This window comes from Neomoorella carbonis (assembly GCF_045278715.1).
In the GTDB taxonomy this organism is placed as follows: Bacteria; Bacillota; DSM-521; order Neomoorellales; family Neomoorellaceae; genus Neomoorella; species Neomoorella carbonis.
Map to the genome: position 1 here is coordinate 1,976,375 of NZ_CP136420.1, position 24,001 is coordinate 2,000,375.

At 53.8% G+C, this 24,001-nt stretch carries 17 protein-coding genes, 1 pseudogene and 1 riboswitch; of the genes and pseudogenes, 5 read left to right on the forward strand and 13 right to left on the reverse strand.

Going from position 1 to position 24,001, the window contains the following annotated elements:
• Positions 1-14: 14 nt before the first annotated feature.
• The 7 genes from MCACP_RS10245 to MCACP_RS10275 all read right to left on the reverse strand — a co-directional run bounded on the left by MCACP_RS10245 (position 15) and on the right by MCACP_RS10275 (position 9,799).
• Entirely contained in the window at positions 15-1,160 is a 1,146-nt protein-coding gene (locus MCACP_RS10245; protein ID WP_406676664.1) for a double-cubane-cluster-containing anaerobic reductase, read from the reverse strand.
• Positions 1,132-2,802 (reverse strand): uroporphyrinogen decarboxylase family protein, encoded by a 1,671-nt coding sequence (locus tag MCACP_RS10250; RefSeq protein ID WP_406676665.1) that lies wholly within the window; start codon positions 2,800-2,802, stop codon positions 1,132-1,134. The genes MCACP_RS10245 and MCACP_RS10250 overlap by 29 nt, the downstream gene beginning before the upstream one ends.
• 19 nt (positions 2,803-2,821) lie before the next feature.
• Positions 2,822-3,643 (reverse strand): ABC transporter permease, encoded by an 822-nt coding sequence (locus MCACP_RS10255; RefSeq protein WP_406676666.1) that lies wholly within the window; start codon positions 3,641-3,643, stop codon positions 2,822-2,824.
• Entirely contained in the window at positions 3,640-4,839 is a 1,200-nt protein-coding gene (locus MCACP_RS10260; protein ID WP_406676667.1) for an ABC transporter substrate-binding protein, read from the reverse strand. Before MCACP_RS10260 ends, MCACP_RS10255 begins: the two co-directional genes overlap by 4 nt.
• Before the next feature lie 145 nt (positions 4,840-4,984).
• The gene (locus tag MCACP_RS10265) at positions 4,985-5,689 is read right to left on the reverse strand and encodes an anaerobic ribonucleoside-triphosphate reductase activating protein (RefSeq protein WP_406676668.1); all 705 of its coding nucleotides are present in this window, start codon (positions 5,687-5,689) and stop codon (positions 4,985-4,987) included.
• A gap of 18 nt (positions 5,690-5,707) precedes the next feature.
• Entirely contained in the window at positions 5,708-9,037 is a 3,330-nt protein-coding gene (locus MCACP_RS10270) for a ribonucleoside triphosphate reductase (RefSeq protein ID WP_406676669.1), read from the reverse strand.
• A gap of 108 nt (positions 9,038-9,145) precedes the next feature.
• Positions 9,146-9,310, reverse strand: a riboswitch (cobalamin riboswitch).
• A gap of 105 nt (positions 9,311-9,415) precedes the next feature.
• Positions 9,416-9,799 carry a MerR family transcriptional regulator gene (locus MCACP_RS10275; protein WP_141262695.1) on the reverse strand — a complete coding sequence of 128 codons (384 nt, stop codon included), beginning with the start codon at positions 9,797-9,799 and terminating at the stop codon, positions 9,416-9,418.
• 236 nt (positions 9,800-10,035) lie between these two features.
• Here MCACP_RS10275 and MCACP_RS10280 point away from each other — a divergent pair, with 236 nt between their 5' ends.
• The 4 genes and pseudogenes from MCACP_RS10280 to MCACP_RS10295 all read left to right on the forward strand — a co-directional run bounded on the left by MCACP_RS10280 (position 10,036) and on the right by MCACP_RS10295 (position 16,137).
• Positions 10,036-10,350, forward strand: a complete 315-nt coding sequence (locus MCACP_RS10280) for a MerR family transcriptional regulator (RefSeq protein ID WP_406676670.1) — start codon at positions 10,036-10,038, stop codon at positions 10,348-10,350.
• 78 nt (positions 10,351-10,428) lie between these two features.
• The gene (locus MCACP_RS10285) at positions 10,429-11,643 is read left to right on the forward strand and encodes a (Fe-S)-binding protein (protein WP_406676671.1); all 1,215 of its coding nucleotides are present in this window, start codon (positions 10,429-10,431) and stop codon (positions 11,641-11,643) included.
• 7 nt (positions 11,644-11,650) lie between these two features.
• Positions 11,651-14,881 carry an FAD-dependent oxidoreductase gene (locus tag MCACP_RS10290; RefSeq protein ID WP_406676672.1) on the forward strand — a complete coding sequence of 1,077 codons (3,231 nt, stop codon included), beginning with the start codon at positions 11,651-11,653 and terminating at the stop codon, positions 14,879-14,881.
• 21 nt (positions 14,882-14,902) lie between these two features.
• Positions 14,903-16,137: pseudogene (locus tag MCACP_RS10295) on the forward strand (NAD(P)/FAD-dependent oxidoreductase).
• 127 nt (positions 16,138-16,264) lie between these two features.
• Here MCACP_RS10295 and MCACP_RS10300 read toward each other — a convergent pair.
• Both MCACP_RS10300 and MCACP_RS10305 read right to left on the reverse strand, forming a co-directional pair.
• Positions 16,265-18,082: a hypothetical protein gene (locus MCACP_RS10300; protein WP_406676673.1), complete on the reverse strand. Its 1,818-nt coding sequence runs from the start codon at positions 18,080-18,082 to the stop codon at positions 16,265-16,267.
• Positions 18,049-18,330 (reverse strand): hypothetical protein, encoded by a 282-nt coding sequence (locus MCACP_RS10305; RefSeq protein ID WP_406676674.1) that lies wholly within the window; start codon positions 18,328-18,330, stop codon positions 18,049-18,051. Before MCACP_RS10305 ends, MCACP_RS10300 begins: the two co-directional genes overlap by 34 nt.
• Here MCACP_RS10305 and minC point away from each other — a divergent pair, their 5' ends adjacent.
• Positions 18,331-19,032 (forward strand): septum site-determining protein MinC, encoded by a 702-nt coding sequence (gene minC, locus MCACP_RS10310; RefSeq protein ID WP_406676675.1) that lies wholly within the window; start codon positions 18,331-18,333, stop codon positions 19,030-19,032.
• A 3-nt stretch (positions 19,033-19,035) separates the two neighbouring features.
• Here the strand turns inward: minC and MCACP_RS10315 are convergent, their stop codons facing one another.
• The 4 genes from MCACP_RS10315 to pfkA are packed head-to-tail and all read right to left on the reverse strand — an operon-like array spanning position 19,036 to position 23,975.
• The gene (locus MCACP_RS10315; protein WP_406676676.1) at positions 19,036-19,812 is read right to left on the reverse strand and encodes a DUF169 domain-containing protein; all 777 of its coding nucleotides are present in this window, start codon (positions 19,810-19,812) and stop codon (positions 19,036-19,038) included.
• A gap of 20 nt (positions 19,813-19,832) precedes the next feature.
• Complete coding sequence (locus MCACP_RS10320; protein WP_406676677.1) at positions 19,833-21,227, reverse strand: oxaloacetate decarboxylase subunit alpha; 1,395 nt, start codon at positions 21,225-21,227, stop codon at positions 19,833-19,835.
• Positions 21,228-21,247: 20 nt separating this feature from the next.
• A complete protein-coding gene (pyk, locus tag MCACP_RS10325) occupies positions 21,248-22,996 on the reverse strand; it encodes a pyruvate kinase (RefSeq protein WP_406676678.1) in 1,749 nt (582 codons plus the stop codon).
• A gap of 19 nt (positions 22,997-23,015) precedes the next feature.
• Positions 23,016-23,975, reverse strand: a complete 960-nt coding sequence (gene pfkA / locus MCACP_RS10330; protein ID WP_406676679.1) for a 6-phosphofructokinase — start codon at positions 23,973-23,975, stop codon at positions 23,016-23,018.
• Between the last annotated feature and the right edge of the window lie 26 nt (positions 23,976-24,001).

The following is a 24,001-nucleotide window of genomic DNA, read 5'->3' on the forward strand; positions in this document are numbered from 1 at the left end:
AACAAGCAGTCCTCCTATTTAATCATTTCCAGGAAAGCGTCAATCCGGACCTTGAGCTGCTGCAAGTCACTTGTTGAATAGTCAGTCTCGATTGGTAGAAAAGGCAGTCCCTCTTTTTCCTGGACCAATTTCTTAATGCTATAGGACTCAATATTATACGTATGGCAGGCCTGCCAGGTGAGATCGATTACCCCATCGACCCTGTATTCTTTAATAAGACGTTCCAGCAATTCTAGACGGCCCCGATTGGGGGTTAAACAGGGACAGGGTACTTGCAAATACTTGGCAGCAATTGCCTGCAAGGGATCACCTTCCTCATCCACAAGGGGCTCCAGGGCTTTAATGCCGCTGCAGGACTCCAGGCAAACAACCACCCCGCCCCCGGCCTCCACCAGTTTAATCACCTTCTCGGAACCCAGGCCTACCGGGCAACCGGTTAAGAGTATTCGAGGTGAGCCTGGTGGTGCCGCAGACACGCCCCTGGCCATCTGTTCCTTTACCGCCAGAGTGACCTGGCGAATCACGGCCGTACCGGCGGCTATATCGGGAGTAAAGCCCTTTGCCCAAAGCACCTTCAAAAGATCCAAACCCGATAACGGTGCTGGATCGTGCCGGTTTAAGCGATGAAATTCCAGCAAAGCCCGGCGTTCTTCATTAACCAGGCGAATGGCTTCCTGCAATTTTGCCGTTGTGATCTCAACAGCAAATTCCCTTTCCAGCCGTTCTTTGGCTTTAAGTATTTCATTATACCAGTAGGCAAAGGCGTCTTCCCCCAGCGAAGTGGGCGGTAAATTGAGAATATGCATGGGTTTATATTCCCTGAGCAATTCGTACATCTTGATCTTGCCGTCACAGGTGGTTTCGGCAATAAGCAGGTCGGCAAAATAAAAATAAGGACAGCTCCCGGTAATGGCAAAGCCAAAACTGGATTTAATTAACGGACAGAGGTTCCGGGGAAGGATTTTTTCAGCCTCGGGAATCGGTTCTTGCCTGGTACCACATAAGGAAACTGGTATGGCACCGGCGGCAATGATGAGTTCCTTGGGGGTAAAGGCACAATAAGTACCAACTACCTTTTTCCCCTGGTCTTTCAACTTTTTGATTTCCAGGACATTCTTTTCCCGCAAATCATCAAAATACGCCAGTGGTTGATTGGCCATCTTGATGCTCCTTCACCTTATCTATTAAATTAGCCACCTCAGTAACCGCAGCCGCAGCATCGGGAGCATAGGCATCAGCGCCAATCCGCCGGGCAAACTCGGGGGTAATGGGGGCTCCTCCCACTATAACTTTCACTTGCTCCCCTCGACCCCCTTGTTTTAACGCCCGCACGGTCTTTTCCATGGACTTCATGGTTGTGGTGGTCAAAGCCGACAGACCCACTACCTGGGGCCGGCATGCCCGTACAGCTTCAACAAACTGCTCCGGGGCTACATCTTTACCCAGGTCGATAACCTGGAAATCATTAGCTGTTAACATCAAACCGACCAGATTTTTACCAATATCGTGCAGGTCTCCCTGAACAGTTCCCAGCACTATCTTGCCCCGGGTGCCATGCCGCTTTTGCACCAGTACCGGCCTGATTACCTCCAGGCCGGCGTACATGGCCTGGCTAATCAACAAGAGCTCGGGGATAAATACTATCTGTTGCTGGTATAATTCCCCGGCCCGGTTTATTCCCTGGATCAGGCCTCCCTCGAGAATGGTAATTGCATCCATCTCCAGTTGCAACCCTTTCCTGGTCAGCGTTGTTACTCCTTCACTATCGCCTTCAAGCAAAGCTCGTCGTAAAGAAAGCAACAACCGGGCCTGGGATGGAGATAAACAGGGAAAGTTCCTGGCTGTTTCCACAAAAGCACTAATATTCGCTGCCGGGACTTCAAAGGGCAAAGTACATCCCGTACTCACAATAAAGTTGTTGAACGGCAGCATAGCCGTTAGCAGGTTGGCAGTAGCTTTTACTACCTGCTGGGGTGACCCTTCGAGCATCACCCCGACGGGATCGATATTACCGATTAGAACTACATCCTCCGGCATTTGGGTTGCCAGGACAGGTAAACTAACCCTGCTGTCCAGGCTCAAACCCTGGGCGCCTGTGGCCAGCATTTCTTTAAGCATGTAACTGGTATCGCCACAGATATGGAGTATATTCATGGCCGGGAAAGCCGCAAAAATCTCCTGGATATACCGGCCGGAAAACTGCCAGAACTGTGCTGGTGACAGCAAAGAGCCCAGGGGCTCAGAAATCCAAAGGATATCCGCCCCCGCTGCCAGCAGGGCTTCCCCGTATCGTTTCAAAGCCCGGGTACAAAAGGCCAGGAGAGCATGCAGAAACTCGGGGTCAGTAATTGTTTTCATGGCCACGCCAGCCGGATCGCAGAGGGCACCGGCTAAAGTAAAAGGGCCTGTCAAGGAACCTATCACCGGTTTGTCGGTCCGCTGCTTTATCAAGCGAATGGCTTCAAGATTTATCGGCAGGCGGCCGTCACGGCCGGGTTCCGGTAAGTTTAAGTCGGCCAGCGCCTCTGGTCCAGTTATTGGATGCTCTACCAGCACCGGGGCGCCATTATCTGGATAACGCGCCTTTAAGCCCATAGCCTCAGCCTCTACCACCAAGTCAGTAACCGGACGGATAAAATCGATCTGGAAACGTTCCGCCAGGTAGCAGGCCGTTTCTGCCTGGAGAGAAGCTGAAAAGTATACTTCTTTCAATGTAACGCCTTTCATGGCTGCCCCTGGAAAACTGCCAATGAAAAATACCAGGCGTCGCCCGGATTGATTCACCAGGTCAATTAGCCGCATGCCTTTACCCCCACACCGCTTATTCAACCCAGGAGAAACATTTACTGGCAATTAAGCGCAGCACCTGATCAAATACGGTTCCAATCAGGCCGATAATTATAATTCCCGCCAAAACGATATCCGTCCGCATCAGTTCATGGGCATACCAGATAAGGTATCCCAGGCCGGCGGTACTACCAGGCAGCATTTCCGCCGCTACCAGGCACATCCAGCCAACCCCAAGGCCCACCCGGACACCGGTAAGAATTGATGGTAAAGCCTGGGGTAAAATCACCCTCATCAACAGGGCCTGTTCCCTGGCTCCCAAGGTTTGAGCGGCCTCGATAATTTGTGGCGGTATGCTCTGAACGCCATAAACGGTATTCAAAAGAACGGGAAAGAATATGCCAATCATAATGATAATGAGCATAGACACTTGCATATTCCACAGGAGTACGCTCTCCACCCGCCAGGGTAGAATTTCACCAATGCTAGTGATTCCTAGCCAGGCTAAAATTAATGGCACCCAGGCCAGTGGCGGCACCGGACGTAGTAATTCTATAAGAGGATCGACCAGGCTTTTTATCACCTGATAACGACCCATTAATATCCCCAGGGGAACTGCTATGGCTACACCCATGCTAAAGGCTACGATCACCCGCGCCAGGCTAATATATATACATTCAAGGAGGGAACTGTCTGTTAAAACCCTGGCCGCAGGCTGTATTAAAATCGCCAGCACATTTTCCAGCCGAGGTAAAACCCCTGGCTTCCCAAGATGGATGGCAACACTTTCCCACAATACCAGTACCAGCCCGGGTAATAACAGCCGCGCCAGGGTTTGAGGTAACCAGCCTTTCATTTCCAAAACCCTTGTTCTTTTAGTTCTTTAATGGCCTCGTTATATATATCTCCATCCAGCACCCTGGCTTCTATTTCTTCAGGCTTTAACCCATGCAGGCGCCCGGTTAACAGGCCCATATCATCCATGATTTGTCCAAACGTACCTACGCTTTGTCGCCATGCGCCGGTCGGGTCAGTAGTAAAATTAACGGACTGGAGGGCTTCTTTTTCTATTTTTTCACTTACACCCAGCCAGGCAGCAGCATCTTTTGCTGCCTCGTCACGATTTTGGTTTACCTCATGGGTAGCCAGAATTAAAAGTTCCTCCAGTTTTTTAACCAGATCACGATGTTTGCTAATGACAGCTTCAGTTGCTTCCACCGTGCAACAGGCATGATTCTGCCATCGCCCCGCAGGTGGTAGAGTTTCAAGGCTGGTTATTTTTTGGGCTTCACCATCCTGGACGGCTAAAGTTGGAAAGGGTTCTGCCCCTATAAAACCATCAACAAGATGATTCGCGAGGGCAGTAGCCAGATTACCATGACCCTTCATGTCGACAAAAGTAATGTCTACCTGGCGGTCCTGAGGATTATCGCTAAAAGATATTCCTTCTGTCTTTAAGGCTGATCGGAAGATGACACTAGCAATAGTCTGCGATCCCGGATGACCAATTTTAATTTGCTGCTTTTTGCCTTTGACTAGGGCTACAAATTCCGGCCAACTCTTAACCGGTAAATCCTTTTTTACTACCAATAAGTTGCCGCCTGTCTGTAGAGGGGAAATTATTTTGGCATCCAGGCCCTGGTCAACCGAAAGGATTAAAGCCTGGGCTCCAGTAATCCCCATATCCACACTGCCCTGGCTCATCAAACGCTGGACTTCCGGCCCCTGTTGGGTAGAAACCAGCTTTACCCGGGCCACTTTCTGCCCACCAGCATAAAAATCATACCATTCCCTTTCTTGTACTGGCTGTAAGTAAAGGTTGTATTTATCTCGGAATTTTTGCCACCGGGTTAAAGCCGTAAAAAGCGGCGTATGATGGTCGGACATTATATAGCCCAATTTTAGCGTTGGTATTTCCGGGGCAGAATCCTTCACATCGGGACCGGAACAACCCGCACTTAACAAAACGAGCAATAAGGCTACCACTGCTAGAAATATTCTTTGGCCTTTCATACTTACCCCCCGTTTAACTTGAGTAATATAATTAAACATAATTAGACGTTCAGTCCCACATTCCTGTTATATTTATTATAACTATTTGTTATGTGTCATGCATAAAGAAAACCATGGGAGGAGCTCCCTTAACACCCCCCATGGTTTCAGGTAGCTACAGGCCGCTAGCTCTTACCTTATTCCTTTAGCTCCTGACTTCTACCCTGGCAAAAAAAGGCTGTAATTTCACAGCAATATTTTTTAAAGTTGTCTCCGGGTAAGGAAGGAGTTCCTGCAATCCGGGGTTCAGCAGGGTTCCGGCGGGCCGGAATTGTTGCAAAACATAATGCCGGGCACCTGCAAGCATTTCGCCTATGGCCAGGAAATCATCCTCCATTAAAAGCCCGAGAACTGCCGTGGTGCGAAATTCATAAGGCACCCGGCTATTCTTAATAATGGCAATGCTTTCCTTTATAGCCTTTAAATCCACCCTGGTCCCCGTCAAACGGTCGTATTTCTCCGGCGGCGCCTTAACGTCCATGGCCACATAGTCCAAAAGACCTTCTTCCAGCAACCTACCCAAAATCCCCGGTCGCGAGCCGTTGGTATCCAGCTTGACCTTGAAACCCTGAGATTTCAAGGAGCCGATAAATTCCTTCAGGCCCGGCGCCAGGGTCGGTTCCCCGCCAGTTATGCAGACGGCCTGAATCCAGGGGCGGCGCCGAATCAACAGGTTTAAAACCTCCGCCGGGCTGATTTCCGGCAAAACCGAAGGGCGCAGCACCAGGTCGGCGTTGTGGCACCAGGGGCAGCGGAAATTACACCCGCCCAAAAAGACGGTAGTGCAAACCTCGCCGGGGAAGTCCACCAGACTCGTTAACTGGACACCTCTAATGACGATAGGGATCACTTCCTTAAAACAGGCAACCTAAACTGCCGCCTGGCGTGTTTGTTCGTCGCCGCAGGAGACAGGACGGAAGCCCCGCCGCTCCCGAAACTCCTCCTGCTTCCCCCTGTTCCAGTTCTTTACCGGCCGGTAATAGCCGACGATCCGGCTCCAGACCTCCGTCTCCCGGCCGCATTCCGGGCAGGTCCACTGTTCGCCGGATAGATAGCCGTGCTCGGGGCAGATGCTGAAGGTAGGCGTAATAGTGAAATAGGGCAGGCGGAAATTATGCATCACCGTCTGCAGAAAACGCCGGCAGGTTGCTGTATCAGTCACCCTTTCCCCCAAGTAGGCGTGAAAGACCGTACCTCCGGTATATTTTAGCTGCAGCTCGTCCTGGTGCTCCAGGGCGGTAAACACGTCGTCGGTGTAGCCGACCGGCAGATGGGTGGAATTGGTATAATACGGCTCCTCTGTTCCGGAAGTGAAGATGTCGGGATAATTGCGTTTGTCCAGCCGCGCCAGACGGTAGGACGTCCCCTCCGCCGGCGTGGCCTCCAGGTTAAAGAGCTGGCCGGTTTCTTCCTGGTAAGCGGTCAAAACCGAGCGCATGAAATCCAGGATCTCCAGGGCCAAAGCTCTCCCCTCGCGGGTCTCGATACCTTTCTTCATGAAGTTCAAGAGGGCCTCGTGCATGCCCACAATGCCGATGGTGTTAAAATGGTTCTCCCAGTATCTGCCGAAGCGTTCTTTAACCTGCCGTAAATAGAATCGAGAATAAGGATAAAGCCCCTGCTCAGTAAATTTTTCCAGGATATTGCGTTTAAGAAGCAAGCTCTCTTTGGCCAGGTCCATCTTCACTTTGAGGCCGGTGAAAAATTCTTCCTTCGTTTTAGAAAGATAACCCAGTCGGGGCAAATTTATGGTGACTACACCTATCGACCCGGTCAGGGGGTTGGCCCCGAAGAGGCCGCCGCCGCGTTTCTTGAGTTCCCGGTTGTCCAGACGCAGACGACAGCAGTTGTGCGTAATATTGCCCTGCGAGTGAACAAAATAGTGATTCTTGCTCAATTCTATATCATAAAAAACCTGATCATAATCAAGCTGTTCTAGGGTTGAAACGGCTACTTCTACTACTGCAAAATCTGCATTACGAAGCCATTCTATCTTTTCGGTGGTAATACCCCATCTATCTATTGTAGAAAATCCTACAGTTTTACAACCGTAACATTGATAAAGAATGGAACCGTCTTCAGAGCGTATATATTTCTGTTCAACTAGGAATTCAGGTATATTATTGTGCAGCTTGTCGCGGATTACTCTGTCACCCTTTGCACCGCGCCCTAAAACGTGTTGTATTCGAATCACCTGAGAGTTTTGTTTTACTATATAGGTCGTACTAATCCCTACTAATTGTAGAAGTAAATTTAGTTCTTCGGCCAGCCGTTGGTCATTAATATGAATCTCCTTTCCAACGGTATAGCCATCGCCTTCAAAGAATCCTTCAATAAAAGATAAGATTATTTCTGGAGATACAGACCAAATCCATTCAGGAAGACTGCCATATTTATGAACCTGATACTTTTCTTCTAATGTACGAGTAAAATCGCTGCTGTATATATATCCTCTTAGAGAGTTCTCATAGCGAGGGTCATGAATAAACTTCATATCATAATTTAAAAGCCGACGAACAACAGTCTTAGTCTTTTCAATTAGGGCTTGTTGTTTTTCATTAAAATTAATCTGGATTCCTCTATGCCGTTTTTTCCAATTTTCCCGTGAGTCATATAAATAATTACCATCAGCCACAAATAATCCTATAAACCAAGCCAATTCTTTGGAGACAAATTCTGTCTCTTGATTTAGAACTTTTGAGCCATCACGCATCACTAAAAGAAAATCGCCGGCAGATATATCACAGGCTTTTTTTGTTGTAATACCATCTTTTGTATAAACGGCAACTAAATGGTTCGGAGAGACTCTCATGGTTTTACCGTCTTTGGTTGTAATATGAACAACAGCTCGATCAGTAACTTTAAGCAATCTTTTAATTTTAACCCACTCTAATTTACCTGACCTAGGGTTTAGGGAAAGAGCCTCGACATGGTTATCTACCTCAAACCACTCATGGTCAAGCTGCTGTCCTTTGTATAGTTCAAAGAGTTCTCCGATAGTTAACTTCCGGATAATCCCATTTTCTTTAACCAAAATATCCTCTTCCGGGAAAAGACACATGCTGCGGACATCCTCGGGCTTTAAATCGGAGTTGATAAAGTTGGCAAAGTAGGGGATGCCGTATTTGGCCGTCATGGCCATGATCCTGTCTGCCACCGGGCTTTCCCAGGGAAAATCAGGCGTGATGTTGTACGTGGGTATGGGGAAGGTAAAAATGCGGCCCCGGGCGTCCCCCTCCATCATCACCTCGCAAAAGGCCGTATTCAGCCAGTCCATCTCTTGCTGAAAGTCGCCGTAGCATTCCTCGCGTCGCTCGCCGCCGATAATCACCGGCTCGTTAGCTAAAATCTGCGGTACGACCACATCCATGGTCAGGTTGACAAAGGGTGTCTGGAAGCCCACCCTAGTGGGCACATTGAGATTAAAGATAAACTCCTGCAGGGCCTGCTTGACTTCCCGGTAGTCCAGGCCGTCGTAACGGATAAAAGGAGCGAGGTAAGTATCGAAACTGGAAAAGGCCTGGGCACCAGCTGCTTCTCCCTGCAAGGTATAAAAGAAATTGGCTATCTGCCCCAGGGCCGTCCGGAAATGCCGGGGCGGCGCGCTTTCCACCTTCTGCCCCACGCCGGCAAAGCCGCTTTCCAGTAAATCGGCCAGGTCCCAGCCACAGCAATAGGGCGCCAGCAACCCCAGGTCGTGGATATGAATATCGCCCCTTTCATGGGCCTCGCGGATGGCCGGCGGATAGACCTTTTCCAGCCAGTACCGGGAACTGACGGCGGCAATGATATGGTTATTTAACCCCTGGAGGGAATAATTCATGTTGCTATTTTCATTAATGCGCCAGTCCTGGCCGTCCAGGTAGCCCTGGACCATTTCCTGCACGTTGACCATCAGGCGGCGAAAGTCCCGCCATTCCGCGTGCTGCTGCCGGTAAAGGATGTAGGCCTTGGCCGTCCGGGCATGGCCGTTCTCAATCAATACCTTTTCCACCAGGTCTTGCACGTCTTCGACGGTAGGCAGCCTGTCGGCAAATTTTTCCGCTAAAAGGGCCGTTACCTGGTTGGCCAGCTGGCTGGCCAGGCGGCGGTCCTGGCCCCCGACAGCCAGGGCCGCTTTGTAAATGGCATTGATAATCCTTTCCTCGTCAAAATCCACTACCCGGCCGTCGCGCTTGATGATCTTCCTGGGTATCATGATAAAATTTAAATCTCCTTTCGCCTGCCTGAAATAAAAACCCCAACCACGCCTGCGTAGCTGGGGTTAATCTCTCCTTTTACCTCACCTTCACCATGGCCGTGGTTTAACGGTGAAATCCCACGGGCAGGTCTCCTGGCTCGGGTTCAACGCTCTCCCACGCCTTCCCGGGTTTAAACCCAGTGGCCTGTTGTGGGGTCACTCTCCCTCACAGTGGCGGCACCGCGCCGGACTTGCACCGGCTTCCCTGGCACCCGTGAGCATCGTTTTCTGGTAATGTTCGACAAAGAAGAGGCAAATTCCTGCCGCTATATAACCTTCTCATCCCCCGGGTAAGCACTGTTTTTATTCACCAGGGGCTATTTTTCCTTGCTGGAATTACTTTGTTTCCTGTTTTCTATGGGGGCATGTATTACAAAGGGAGGGATCGTCAAAGGAGATCTGGCAGTAAGTCCCTTCCTCCTTCCAGCATGGCTTGGCGCACCCTATGCGTTCAGTCTTCCGGGAGCAGGCCGGGCAGTCCTCGTATAACCAGCAGGGATAGAAGGCCAGGTAGTGTTTGATGGAGTTTAAATTGAAGCCTTTATCAATGAGCTTTTGAATGAAGCGCAGCCGTTTCAAGTCATTATTTGAGTAAAGGCGCCGCCCGTTCTTGCGTGCGGGCTGGATGAGTTTATGTCTTTCCCAGACCCGCAGGGTGCCCGGCTGTATGCCAAGTAAATCGGCGACCACGCTGATGGTATATAACATTTGTTCAGGCATTAAAAGCCGCCTCGCTTAACAATCAGGTTATAAATTATTGGCAGCTTTATTTTACGTTAACTTATCATCCCAGATCAAGTATCGCTTTTCTCCTATTGAAAACATAATTTTGCTATATCTAAATAACTTTGTTGTAAGATTTTTTATAAGTTTATTGACATGAGTTTGTTCAAAAAATATGATATAAGTAAGATCAATAATAAGCGGGGCGAAGAAAGTCAGTGTATCCCATCGGTATGGTTATCCAGGTCTTAGATATTTCTCCCCACCGCCTGCGTCGCTGGGAACGAAAGGGACTGGTTGTTCCCATGAGGAAAAACGGCCGGCGATGCTATTCGGAACTGGACTTACAGCGGTTAATGTTTATTAAACGCCTTCTTGATGGCAAACATTGCCGGCTCGCAAACCTCCCTAATTACCTCGCCTTTTACCCCTGCTGGCAGGACGGCAAATGTATAAGCACCCCTTTAGAAGAGCCAAAGGAAGGGGCGCGTCCTTGCTGGCAAAAGAAAAACTGGTATTGTGGCTACAAGCTCCACCGGAAAGTATAGTCAGGGTTACAAGGCAAGGAAATATCCGTTTTTTAACTTCTAGCACCATTCATTAAATTTTATACAGGAGTGTTGTTTATGTCCATTTTGCTGGCTACAGAAGCGCCTGGCCTTGCAAAAATCTTCCGGGCCATGGGCGGGGCCAGCCTGCAGGCCTGCCTGGCCTGTGGCGTGTGCACCGGCGGCTGCCCTACCGGCGACATCGGCGCCCCCGTAGACCCCCGTAAAATGGTGCGCCTGCTCCTGCTGGGGATGGAAGACCGGCTCCTGACGTCAAATATGATCTGGCTCTGCACCATGTGCGGCCGCTGTACAATCTACTGCCCGGTGGGCGTGAATATGGGCGACCTGGTCCGGGCCATGCGGTCGGAACTGGCGGCAGAAGGCCGCGTCCCCGTAAACCTGCAGAAAGTGGTAGACCTGGCTCTAGAGTCTGGCAATAATATGGGGATCAGCCAGGAGGATTACCTCGATACCCTGGACTGGATGCAGGAAGAGCTCCAGGCGGAGTTCGGCAGTGAGGCGGAAATACCCGTTGATAAGAAGGACGCCAGGATATTGTACTTTATCAACCCGCGGGAAGCGAAGTTCTTCCCCCTCTCCATCCTGGCGGCGGCCAAAGTGTTCTATGCCGCCGGCGAAAGCTGGACCCTTTCCAGCCGCTACTGGGACGCGACCAACTACGCCCTTTTCTCCGGGGACGACAAAGCCGGTGCTATCCTGGTGCAGCGCCTGGCCGATGAGGTGGATCGCCTGGGCTGCCAGGAGCTGATCATGACCGAGTGCGGCCATGCCTTCCGCGCCATTCGCTGGGGGCCGGTGCAGTGGCTGGGGCACAAACTCCCCTTCAGCGTGCGCAGTATTGTCCAGCTCATGGCCGAATACCTGCAAGACGGCCGCATTCGCCTTGACCCCTCCCGCAACAGCGAACCGGTAACCTATCACGATCCCTGCAATCTGGGCCGCAAGGAGGGCATTTTTGAAGAACCGCGGCAGGTGCTGCAGGCGGCAGTCACCGATTTTCGCGAGATGACGCCGAACCGCGAAAATAACTACTGCTGCGGCGGCGGTGGCGGCATGCTCTCTTTGAGCGAGTTTGGCCAGGAACGGATGGCTAAAGGAAAGGTGAAAATAGAACAGGTCCAGCGCACGGGAGCAAAGATTATCGCCACTCCCTGCCATAACTGCGTTGACCAATTGAACGATTTATGCCGTCATTATCACCTCGATGTTAAGGCGAAAAACATAGTCGAGCTGGTAGCCGACGCTCTCGTAATTAATGGCAAGGAGTGAGGTATTGATGGATAAAAATGGTTCGTTGCCGGTAGCCGTACTGGGAGCAGGCATCGCCGGGGTCCAGGCGGCTCTAGACCTGGCCTGCCTCGGCCACAAGGTAATCCTGGTAGAACGCGCTGCCCGGCCGGGCGGTAAGCTGGCTATTTTATCCAAGACCTTTCCCACCAACGACTGCAGCGCCTGCGCTTTGACGCCCTGGCATGGTTTCTTCTGTATACGCTCCCCGCACTTTATCAGGCTGGCTGGGGAAGATAAAATCGTACTCTTGACCGGTGCTGAAGTTAAAAACTTAACCGGGAAAGCAGGCCATTTTTGTCTCCATCTTAACAGGCAGGGCCGGGAAGAAACCATCAATGTGGCTGCCATCATCCTATGTCCCGGTTATGAGGAATATTTACCTCCCAGTTTAAACGCCCGTTACGGTTATGGCCGTTATAGCGGTGTCTTGACGGGCCTGGAGCTGGAGCAACAGCTGGCTAAAAGTGGGTACCCGCACCGTCCCCCGGGCAAAGAGCCGGTGCAACGGGTGGCTTTCATCCAGTGTACCGGCTCCCGCGATCCCGCCAACGGAGTGGCTTACTGCTCGGCCGTCTGCTGTATGTATGCCCTGAAGGAGGCCCTGATGCTTTATGAGAACGCTGCTGCTTTGAAACTCCCTTTACCACAAATAACCCTATTTTACATGGACCTGCGTACCTACAGCAAAACTTACCAGGAATATCTGGAGAAGGCCCGGCGGGAATACGGGTTAAGGCTTGTGCGTTCCCGCATTCACAGCATTATCCAGTCTCCAGGAGATCCCCGGCTGGTCATTCGCTATGCCCAGGAAAGCGGCCAGATCAACGTCGAAGAATTTGACTTGGCAGTACTGGCTACCGGCTTGCGACCGCCTGACGGCGCCCGGGAACTGGCTGCCAGACTGGGCATTAAGGTCGATACCTATGGTTTCTGCCAGTCCCCTGCCCTTTCTCCCTTTGCCACCACACGGGAAGGAGTATTTGTCGCCGGCGCCTTTAGCGGCCCCTGCGACGTAATCGACGCCGTCACCCAGGGCTCGGCCGCCGCCGCTGCCTGCGCTTCCTGGTTAAAAGAAGCAGGTTTACCCTATTGGAGTTCCCTGCCCTCTAAAATACAATTTGTTTCACTTCCTGGCGGCAATAATATCCCGCCGCGGACCGGCGTCTTTGTCTGCGGGTGTGACCAGCTGTCTGCCGGCCTGGATTTAAAGGAGCTGGAAGAATATAGCCGCTCCTTGCCCGGGGTTGCCTGGGTAGAAAGATTATCCCTTTGCGCCGGGGGGGCGGGCGGGCAATTACGCAGGGCCATAAAGGAACACAGCTTAAACCGGGTTGTAGTAGCGGCCTGCAGCGCGCGTGCCCTGGAACCCCTGGTAAACACTTATTCGCGGCAGGCTGGCCTGCCGGGCAGTGTAGCAAAGGTGGTTAATGTCCTGGATCATGCGGCCCGGATTTACAGTGGCCGGAAAGATCGCGCTACCAGAAAAGCCAGGGACCTGGTGCGGATGGCAGCGGCCAGGGCATTGACTGCTCCTGCCGGTATGGTGGAGGAATGGTCAATAACACCCGCCGCCCTGGTAATCGGTGGTGGGGTGGCCGGCATGGTTGCCGCCCTTACCCTGGCCGATCTCGATTTCGAAGTCCACCTGGTAGAAAAGGAGGGACGACTGGGTGGTAATGCCCTTCGCCTGCAGTACACCTTACAGGGCGCCGACGTTGAGGCATATCTGGCCAGGCTAAGCCAGCGTCTCAGCAAACACCCCCGCATCCATATCCACCTGAACGCTCAAGCCAGGACCATAACCGGCCGGCTGGGAAGTTTTGCTACAGAGATAGAAGGCACAGGCGGGAGAGAGGAAAACATCCGGCATGGCGTAATTATTATTGCTACCGGTGCCGCAGAAAAGAAGCCCCGGCAGCACCTGTACGGCCAGCACCCGGCAGCAATTACCGGGCTGGAGTTGGAAGACCTGCTTAAAACCAGGAGCCGGCGGCTGGAGAGCCTGCAAAAGGTCGTCTTTATACAATGCGTAGATTCCCGCGATGGCTCCCATCCTTACTGCAGCCGGGTCTGCTGCAGTGCGACTTTAAAAAATGCCCTGGAGCTCAAGAAAATCAACCCGGAAGTCGCTATATACGTGCTCAACCGGGATATTATGACCTACGGCCTGCAGGAGCAGTGGTACGAAACCGCCCGCTCCCAGGGCATCCTGTTTCTGCGTTACAACCTGGAAGCGCCACCGGAAGTAACGGTCCCCGCAAAGAAAGCAGGGCCAGAGGGCAAAGTACAAGTCCGGGTTTACGATCCCATCCTGGGCGAAGAAATTGTCATTGATGCCGATCTCCTGGTGCTGGCGACCGGGATGGAGCCACGGGCGGAGAATTGGTGCCTGGCGTCTTTATGCCACATCCCCCTGGACGAGAATGGTTTCTTTGCTACCAGCCATCCCAAATTAAAAACTGTTGAGACGCCGGTGCCAGGTATCTTCACCTGCGGGCTAGCAGAAGGGCCTAAGAATCTCGAGGAAGCCATAGCATCAGCGCAGGCCGCGGCCGCGAAGGCGGCCGCCCTCCTGGTGCAAGAGCGCCAAACCCTTCCCGAACGGGTAGCCCGGGTAGAAGGCGCCTGCGCGGCCTGTCTTACATGCGTGCGTGTTTGTCCCCATGGTGCCCCTGCAATTAAGGAACACCGTTCATTTATCGATCCCCTGCTCTGCCAGGGATGTGGCGCCTGCGTGGCGGCATGCCCGGCGCAAGCCATTACCCTTACAGGTTACAGTCATACTGAAATGGAAGCTGAACTCAAGGCCCTGCCAGATGAGCCAGGGAAAGTGTTGCCTACCGTTATCTTCACCTGCAGCTACTGCGCTTATGCCAGCTTTGAAAATGCTGCTGGCCTGGACTGCCAGAATGACGTTTTTGTATTGCAGGTACCGTGTTTAAGCCGGATTGGCACCTTGGAGGTGCTTAAGGCCGTTGAAGCCGGCGCGCAGGAGATTTGGCTGACGGGCTGCATTGAAGGCCAGTGCCACTTCCGGCCGGCCAGGGCCTTCGGCAGCCAGCGCTCTGGACCCGACCCTATGCTTTGCCAGGAGCAGGCCTGGCGCCGTGTCAAGAAGATTCTGGGTGAAATCGGAATTGACGAAGAAACGGTAAAGGTTCTGCGTCTCCCTCCACCAATGCCGGATAACGGGCGCCTGGCCAGTTGCCTGGTTTAAAAACCGGAAAGGGGTGCAGCCATGAAACGGACGGATGTGCTGGTTGTGGGCGGGGGTATTTGCGGGTATACGGCAGCACTGGCTGCCAGGCGGTACTATGGCGGCAAAAAGATCACCCTGGTGCGTAAAGAAGTCCGGGCTTTAATTCCGTGGTGCCTTGCTTACAATTGCGCTAAAGGTACGCTCTATAACAATATCTTACGGGACGACCGTCTTTATGATGAGGGAATTGAACTGGTAATCGATGAAGTGACAGCCATTGACCGCCAGGGCAAATGCATCACCACCGCCTTTGCTGAAGATATTATTTATGATAAATTAATTCTGGCTACCGGTTCCCTCCCGGCAACGCCTTTTTTTAAAGGCGCCGACCTGCAAGGCGTGTTTGTCTTAAAAAAAGAGTTCCCCTCCCTGGAAAACATTCGCACTTCTCTGGCTTCTGCCAGGTCCCTGGTCATTGTGGGTGCCGGACCCGCTGGCATAGAGTTTGCCGAGGCATGCACCGCCAACCGGCAACTAAAGGTCACCATGGTAGACTTCTCCCCCACTGCCTGGCCTGGGCTTTTGACGATGAGTTTTGCACCATGGTGGAGGAAAACCTCCGGCAGCGAGGTATCAACATTATAACCGCAGCCGGAGTAGAAGAATTGCAGGGCAATAAACGGATTGAACAGGTGAAGCTCACCAGCGGCCGGACTTTACCTGCTGATACGGTTATTCTGGCCACAGGTGTCGTGCCCAATACCAGGTTGGCCCGGGAGGCCGGTCTGGCAACCGACGAACACGCTGGCATCTTTGTTGATGAGTATATGCGTACCAATGATGAAGATATCTTTGCCGTTGGCGATTGTGCCGCGAAATGCTCTCTTTCCGGTCCCGGGGGCGCTAATGCCAGACGGGCTATAGAAGGCGGCCGCGAGGCCCGCGTGGCTGCCGCCAATCTCTTCGTCCTCAAGCGCCCCAGGGAAATAGGTTTAGAGAAGTTCTGTGTCACCATTGGCGATCATGCCTTTGGCTCCGTAGGTCTCATTCAAAGAACGAACCCGGAAACGGGTAGAGAAAGGCTAACAGTCGATATTGCTCCTGGCGTGATAGCCAGGGAAGTGGCGGTAAAGGTGGCTTATGCCCGGGAAACCGGGGCAACTATTGGTGCTCAAGTCCACGGTAAGCCTCTTAGCCTGGTCCGGGAAATAATAGACCGGTTAGCGACTGCAATTCAACACCAGGCACGTTTCGACGAGCTGGCCCTGGCCTGATAAACTTCAAAGACCCTACCGCTCTAAAAGGTGGCGTTAATTTACGCCACTTTTCTTGTTTTTTTGTTTCCCAGGCAGGAGTGCATGTACCTCCAGATCGTAATGTGTTGAAAAGGGAGGCAAATTTTTATTTTAGCCGGCGTAAATAAATATCGTTATCAACTATACCGGCAGTCGTGGTTATATACAGCCATTCTCCTTCCTGCCGCCAGGTCAGATGATGGCCGATCACGCGATAAGGGTCACCGCCAGTGTAGACGGCTACCGTCAGGTCGGCCAGGCCGGCCTTATTCCGAAGCTTTATTACCCAGCCTGCTGGTTCCTGGTTAAAGGTAGCTTCTGTTTGTTCATAGCGGTTTAAAAAGGCAGCAAACCGGCTCATAGGCCAGACCAGCAGGCGTTCCTCTTCCTGATCCCGGGCCGCCCGATTGGCTAGGTGAGCCAGGGCCTCCAGGGCATACTCCTTTTTGTTGGCGTGGGTATAAACCAAGCGGATGACGTGTTCTTCTTCAATAAAATCAAGGAGGTCATCGAACCAGCCTTTAACCTCCGCCAGGGGTACACCGGCGGTCATTAATTCCTCCAGGGCGGCATACTCCTGGTAAGGAGTGATTGGAAAAGACCACAAGTTGCCGCTCACCTGGCGGCCGTGAAAAATGCTTTGGGTAGGGCTGGAGCCGGTATCTCCGGGGCTGTAGTAAGCCAGGACGCCATGTTGCTGTAACCACTCATTGACGAAGGGAGGATGGTTCCCTGAGGGAGCGCTGTATTCCAGCACCGGCCGGCCGGTAATCCTGCTCAAGGTATCGCAATTCAAGGCCAGGTAGCGCCAGACCTCCTGGCGCGGCAGTTTTTCCAGGTTGGCCGCAAAATAATTATGGATCCAGCCGCCGTGGGAACCGATGGCTCCGTATTTCTGCATCAGTTCCACCCAGGGCCGGCCTTTCAGGGGCGAAGCGGCATCAAAGCCGTAGCCATCCCCTGGCCGGTATGTATCCGGGCCGGCGGTGATGTGAATGGAATACTGGAGGTCGGGCCGGAAGACCCCCCGCTGGATCATGGCCCGCAACGGTCCGATATGGGCATTGCTGTCCAGGTGAAAGTTGACTACCAACCCGCCTTTACCCTGGGGAGTATTGACCAGGCGGGGCAGGTGGGTATATTTGATTAAAAATGTCCGGAGAACGGAACGTAAGGGAAGGTCGTCGGACATTTGCTTGTAAAAACCCAGGGGTATGTTAACAAAAATCACCACGCCCCCGGAGGGGTAAGATTTTTCAGTGATAACGGGATTTAAGCCTGCCCGGCTGTCATAGGCTATCAGCCGGGCATCCAGAAGCCTTGCCCGGTTATGGCGGTAACGTAACCGCCCGTACCCATAGCTGCTGACAGCATTGTCCCGGTCAAGCTTACCGGGTGTGATCCCCCAGGATACCGCCAGCCGGGGCGTGGGGAACTGCCAGTAGCCGTCATCATAGGTTTCCTGGTCCCCACCCGGGGCCGGGCCGTAATTTACCCCGGCCAGGCCGGCCAGGACCGGTTCGGGTAGCCTCTCCCCGCCGGCCCCCCTGATCCCCGGGTCATAGACCAGTAAAACCTTGCCTCCGGATAGGACATAGTCGGTTAATACCCGGGGTAGCGGCGACGGTAAAACCTGGTTTAGCCCTTCCGGCAAAATCATGGCCGGGTAGCGCGCTACCAGTTCCCCGGGAGTAAGGTTCAGGTCTCCAGGGCCAATTTCCACCCAGGGAAAACCTTCTTCCTTTAAGACCGCCGCATAAGCAGCCAGGGTGCCCTGATCTGTCCCCGGTGTCGTAATTAAGAGCCCCGCCCGTACCTGATGGGGTGCCGCTTTTGGTTGCAACCATCCGGTGCTCGCAGCTATGGGCAAGAGTAAAAACGCTGTTAAGCTTAGAAAATAACGCCGTAATTTAATTTTAACCATCCTGCTTTTGCCCCTGCCAGGAAAGGTAACCAAGAATAATAGCTTATTATTCGCCTGAAGAGGTGTGAATCCTTTTTTGCCTTTAAACATCGACAAGGCTTTACATCTATTTTACCCGCATTGGACACGGCAACAAATAGCGGCAACTTTTTTACCTGCAGCAGGAAAAATGGTTTTTCAAGGCGAATCTTTCCAGGAAGATGTAATTTACTAGCGAAGACTTTTCCTCCCCGGAAAGGAGTAGCCACATGGCGCAGGATTGTATCACCTTTAAAGGGACCCGCGGCGGCCTGCTGATTTTGCTGGATGCCAGCCGGGATTTTAATGAACTGCGGGCTAACCTCGCCGCTAAATTCGCCGCGGCCCGGGGCTTCTTCCAGGGCGCTTCCTTTGCCCTGGTACCAACCTCCCCTTTAAGCAGCCGGGAAACAGCCGAACTGGAAGCTATCTGCCGGGCACACGGCCTGGTTCCGGGAAAAAATATACCTTTGCCTGACCGCTACCGTCCCCACATAAAGCGGGAAAGACCCGCCCCTGCCGCTAGTGTAGGAAGGGGCAATTATGACGAGGTAGCGCCTGCCCCTGCCGTAGCCGACGCAGCTGAACTCTCTACCCTGCTGGAAGAAGGGAATCTCCGTAACGGCCAGGAACTAACTTATAACGGCCATGTGGTGCTGGTGGGTAATGTCCATCAGGGCGCCACCATTAAAGCCGGCGGCAACATCCTGGTCATGGGAACGCTCCTGGGCAGCGCCCATGCCGGAGTCTCAGGTAACAGGGCAGCCGTTATTGTTGCCCACCGGTTGGTCCCGGAGCAGCTCAGTATCGCCGGGATACTTGCCCGCTCCCCGGAGGAAAAAATAAGGAGGGCCTATCCGGAGATAGCCCGCCTTGTTGGTGACAAAATTATCGTGGAACCATTTTTAAACCGTAAAGCTCCCCGCAATTGAATTTTACTTGTCTTCCAGGTCTTCCGGCTGCATGGTATAGGCCGGTACCATAGTCGGTGTGTAATTGTTAAAGGGTGCGATGGGGTAGAGCTGGCCGTGGCCCATGAGCAGGCTCTCCATATTTTCGACTATTGTTTCCAGCAAACCGTAAGGCGCTGCGAAAACCAGCTCATCCTTCTGGGTGCCCCCGAAGGTACGGTCGCCGGCACAGGGGAAGCCGATGATAGGCTTTTGTTCTTTCAGGGCAAAGGCAATGGAAGAACAGAGAGCCGCTTCAGCTACCGTATCAGCCTTGACCGGTTCCCCGGTTTCATGTAGGCAGCAATGAACCAGGCGCATAACTTGCGCCGGGTTGGCGTAAATGACCACCACATCGGGGTCTTCGTGGGTAAAGCTTTCTACCGGGGCCACAAAAATGCCGTCATAAACTTTACCGGCATCCCCGAGCTTATACGTATTGGCCATAAAACGCCGGCCGGCTTCGAGATCGGCTACATAGCGGCCCAGGGGGGCTTTACCGCTGGTGAAGCGCTCCGGGGTCTTGATGAGGCCGGTGCAGGCGGCGCCAATGGCGCAGACCATCAGGTCCGCCGTACCGGCACTGGCCCGGCCCTGGTAACGGGCCGCCGCTACCTGCTGGCAGATGTTGATCTTCCAGTTGTACGGCCGCCGGGGCAGGTCCTTCCTGTCTTTATAAAGCTTTACCCCTACGATGCCCGTATCCAGGCGCAGGACTTCAGTTAACCTTCTGGCCATGGTGGTTTTGTCTAAATCTGCCATAGTTTCTCCTCCTTTTTAATTTATGCCGGGTAATATGCTTCCCTGGCCGCAGCTACCAGTTCGTAATCCACCCGGGTACGGGCGGCCAGACGCTCGGCCAGGAATTGTTTAGCTACTGCCGGGAAGATGGCATAGGAGAGGACGTCTTCTTCCTTCTCCATGTAGGGTGCTATCTCCTTGCGGGCTGCCGGCAGCTGGGGTTCCAGCAGGTCGGCGGGGCGGCAAGTAATGGGTTCTTCGTCACCAATGATTTTACGGCGGACCTCTTCATTGACCGGTACTGGTGGCTGGCCATAAAGGCCCCGCAGGTAATCCTTGACCTCCCTGGTGACCATCTTGTAGCGTTCCCCGGCCAGGACATTCAATACTGCCTGGGCGCCAACCATCTGGCTGGAGGGAGTGACCAGGGGCGGGTAGCCGAGATCGGCCCTTACCCGCGGTACTTCGGCCAGCACTTCCGGCAGGCGGTCCAGAGCATTCTGCCGGGCCAGCTGGGATATAAAATTGGAAAGCATTCCGCCCGGGATCTGGTAGCGTAGTACGTTGGCGTCAACGGTACCGTCGCTTACGTCAAATTCCCGGTACTTCTTGCGAACCTGGCGGAAATATGCGGCTATTTCGGCGAGTTTATCCAGTTCGAGGCCGGTATCCCATGGAGTTCCGGCCAGGGCGGCCACCATGGTCTCGGTAGCCGGCTGGGAAGTGCCCAGGGCCAGGGGAGACATGGCCGTATCCAGGACATCGACGCCGGCTTCGACGGCCTTGAGATAAGTCATGGCTGCCATGCCGCTGGTATAGTGGCAGTGAAGCTGGAGGGGCAGGTCTACTTCGGCCTTAATTTTCTGCACCAGCCGGTAGGCATCCGCCGGGGTGAGGAGGCCGGCCATATCTTTCAGGCACAGGGAATCGGCGCCCAGGTCGGCCAGGTTGCGGGCCAGGCGTAAATAATACTCATCGTCATAAACGGGCCCCAGGGTATAGCAGATAGTAGCCTGGACATGGCCGCCTTCTTCCTTGGCTACCTTTATAGCCAGGGCCATATTGCGGACATCATTCAGGGCATCGAAGATGCGCAAGATATCGATGCCGTTTTTTATACTCATTTTTACAAATTCGGTAACAACGTCGTCGGCATAATGGCGATAACCCAGGAGGTTCTGCCCCCGGAGAAGCATCTGCAACCTGGTACGGGGCATGGCCTGACGTAAAGCCCGCAGGCGTTCCCACGGGTCTTCATTTAAAAAACGCATGCAGGCATCAAAAGTGGCGCCACCCCAAACCTCCAGGGAATGAAAGCCGATAGCATCCATCTGGGCCGCTATGGGGAGCATATCCTCTGTTTTGAGCCGGGTGGCCAGCAACGACTGGTGGCCATCCCGCAGGGTCGTATCTGTTATACCCACCTTCCGGGGCATAAGTTTCCTCCTCCCCCACATTATAAAACCCGTGTTTGGCCGCGGTAGACCAGGCCCCGGACAACATCAACAGTTACAATCATACCGTCGGCCAGCTTTTGGGTTGCACCTTTAGCTCCCACCACGACAGGGATTCCCAGGCTGAAGCCATTGACGGCTGCGTGGGAAGTCAAGCCTGCGGCCTCGGTAATAATGGCTGCTGCCCTTTCCATAGCCGGCAGGAAATCGGGTCCGGTTTCTGCTGTAACCAGGATATCGCCCTTTTGGACCCTGGCTATGGCCTCGGCCGCCGTCTTCACCAGGCGCACCGGGCCGCTGGTCACCTCCCTGCCGATCCCCCGGCCCCGCACTAGCACCTCGCCCACGATATGTACCTTGAGCAGGTTGGTCGTACCGGGCACCCCGGCTGGTACACCGGCGGTAATGACGACCAGGTCGCCCTGTTTGACCCGGCCCGAAAGTATAGCTGCCGCTACGGCCGCGTTGACCATTTCATCGGTGCCGCTGGTGGGCTCGACAAGCAAGGGTTCAACGCCCCAGACCAGGCAGAGCTGGTTCAGCACCTTTTCATCCGGGCTGGTAGCCAGGATGGGGGCCCGGGGGCGGTATTTGGCCACTTGCCGGGCCGTAGACCCGGAAGCTGTTGGGGTAATGATGGCTGCCGCACCCAGCTCAAAGGCGATGGTACAGCTGGCATGGCTGATGGCATCGGTAGCCGTCCGTTCGGCGGCCAGTCCCTTTTTCAGCAAAAGGTCACGGTAGGGCAATTCCTTTTCCGCCCGGCGGGCAATGCGCGCCATGGTGGCCACCGCCTCTACCGGATAGCGGCCCATGGCCGTTTCCCCGGAAAGCATAATGGCATCGGTGCCGTCGAAAATGGCGTTGGCTACATCGCTGGCCTCGGCCCTGGTGGGCCGCGGGTTATGGATCATGGACTCCAGCATCTGGGTGGCCGTAATTACCGGCTTGCCGGCCCTGTTACAGGCCTCAATAATCTTTTTCTGGACCAGGGGTACTTCTTCTACCGGGATTTCTACTCCCAGATCACCCCGGGCCACCATGATCCCGTCGGCCACCTGGAGTATTTCCTCCAGGTTGTTTACACCGGCCCGGTTTTCGATCTTGGCAATAAGCGCCACCCTGGCGCCGCGTTTCTCCAGCTCTTTGCGCGCCGCCATGACGTCGGCAGCCGTACGGACAAAGGAAAGGGCGATAAAATCTATCCCCTGCTCCAGGCCGAACTCCAGGTCCTTAATGTCCTGTTCCGTTAGGGCCGGCAGGCTTATCTCGGCTCCGGGAACGTTAACACCTTTATGGCTGGAAATAACATCTCCATGGCGAACCCGGCAGCGAATTTCGGTGCTGGTTGTATCCAGTACTTCTAGCTCAATTAAGCCGTCGTCTAATAATATTGTCTGGCCGGGCCGGACGTCTCCGGGCAGGCCGGCAAAGCTTACCGGCAGGCGGCGGGCATCGCCGATAATGGGTTCCGTAGTCAGGATGACTTCGTCCCCATCCTTGAGGGTTATCTCGCCCCGGATCTCCCCCAGGCGGATTTCCGGGCCTTTATTGTCCAGCAGCAGTGCCACCCTGGCACCCAGTTCCGCCGCTGCCTGGCGAACGGCAGCCATCCTCGCGCCGTGCTCGGCATGGCTGCCGTGGGAAAAATTGAAACGGGCTACATTCATGCCCGCCCGGATCATTTCTTTGATAATCTCAACCCGGGAACTCGCCGGGCCCAAGGTACATACAATTTTGGTGTGGCGCATAGCTGCCTCCTTAACTTCCTTACAAAGCCAGCACTTCGGCCAGGCGGTATAAATCAGGATTGATGGTCTTTTTTTCCTGGAGGACTGTTTCTAGATCCCGGTTTACCAGTTCATTGGCCGCGATACCCACCATACGGCCGCTGGCACCGGAAGCTAGCAGCTCTACCGCGTAGGCGCCCAGGCGGCTGGCCAGCAGGCAGTCAAAGGCTGTTGGCGCTCCTCCCCGCTGGATATGGCCGAGTATTGTTACCCGGCTTTCCAATTTGGTGCGCTTGCCGATTTCCTGGCTAACTTCCAGGGCACTACCCACACCCTCAGCTACCACAATAATGCTGTGGAGCTTGCCCCGGTGGCGGCCCCGCTCAATGCGTTCGACCACCTGGTCATAATCGACGGGATATTCCGGTATCAGGATGGATTCGGCGCCCCCGGCAATACCGGCTGCCAGAGCAATCTGGCCTGAATGGCGTCCCATAACTTCAATGATAAAAATCCGTTCGTGGGAAGTTGCCGTATCCCGGATACGGTTGATGGCTTCCACGGCCGTATTGACCGCCGTATCGAAGCCAATGGTATGATCGGTACCGGCTATGTCGTTGTCGATGGTGCCGGGAATGCCGACTACCGGTACTCCTTTTTTCGCCAGGTGGACAGCGCCACGGAATGAACCATCGCCACCGATGACCACCAGGCCTTCAATGCCTTCCCGCCTGAGGTTGTCCAGGGCTATAGCCCGCCCGGCTTCCGTACGAAATTCCTCTGACCGGGCCGTTAATAAAATAGTACCTCCCCGGTGGATAATGTCGGCCACCGAACCGGTATTGAGGCGGCGAAAGTCACCCTGGATTAATCCTGCGTAACCCCGGGCAATGCCGATTACCTCCATGTTCAGGGCGGCAGCCTGGCGGACTACCGCCCTGATGGCCGCATTCATTCCCGGGGCATCACCACCGCTGGTCAGTACTCCTATGGTCCGCAACAAGTTCCCTCCTCAAAATTACATAG

Bases quoted from the DNA above. Each gene is read 5' to 3' on its own strand.
- MCACP_RS10245 (WP_406676664.1), bottom strand. From the start codon at position 1,160: ATGGCCAATCAACCACTGGCGTATTTTGATGATTTGCGGGAAAAGAAT.
- MCACP_RS10250 (WP_406676665.1), bottom strand. From the start codon at position 2,802: ATGCGGCTAATTGACCTGGTGAATCAATCCGGGCGACGCCTGGTATTT.
- MCACP_RS10255 (WP_406676666.1), bottom strand. From the start codon at position 3,643: ATGAAAGGCTGGTTACCTCAAACCCTGGCGCGGCTGTTATTACCCGGG.
- MCACP_RS10260 (WP_406676667.1), bottom strand. From the start codon at position 4,839: ATGTTTAATTATATTACTCAAGTTAAACGGGGGGTAAGTATGAAAGGC.
- MCACP_RS10270 (WP_406676669.1), bottom strand. From the start codon at position 9,037: ATGATACCCAGGAAGATCATCAAGCGCGACGGCCGGGTAGTGGATTTT.
- MCACP_RS10275 (WP_141262695.1), bottom strand. From the start codon at position 9,799: ATGCCTGAACAAATGTTATATACCATCAGCGTGGTCGCCGATTTACTT.
- MCACP_RS10280 (WP_406676670.1), top strand. From the start codon at position 10,036: ATGGTTATCCAGGTCTTAGATATTTCTCCCCACCGCCTGCGTCGCTGG.
- MCACP_RS10285 (WP_406676671.1), top strand. From the start codon at position 10,429: ATGTCCATTTTGCTGGCTACAGAAGCGCCTGGCCTTGCAAAAATCTTC.
- MCACP_RS10290 (WP_406676672.1), top strand. From the start codon at position 11,651: ATGGATAAAAATGGTTCGTTGCCGGTAGCCGTACTGGGAGCAGGCATC.
- MCACP_RS10300 (WP_406676673.1), bottom strand. From the start codon at position 18,082: ATGGTTAAAATTAAATTACGGCGTTATTTTCTAAGCTTAACAGCGTTT.
- minC (WP_406676675.1), top strand. From the start codon at position 18,331: ATGGCGCAGGATTGTATCACCTTTAAAGGGACCCGCGGCGGCCTGCTG.
- MCACP_RS10315 (WP_406676676.1), bottom strand. From the start codon at position 19,812: ATGGCAGATTTAGACAAAACCACCATGGCCAGAAGGTTAACTGAAGTC.
- MCACP_RS10320 (WP_406676677.1), bottom strand. From the start codon at position 21,227: ATGCCCCGGAAGGTGGGTATAACAGATACGACCCTGCGGGATGGCCAC.
- pyk (WP_406676678.1), bottom strand. From the start codon at position 22,996: ATGCGCCACACCAAAATTGTATGTACCTTGGGCCCGGCGAGTTCCCGG.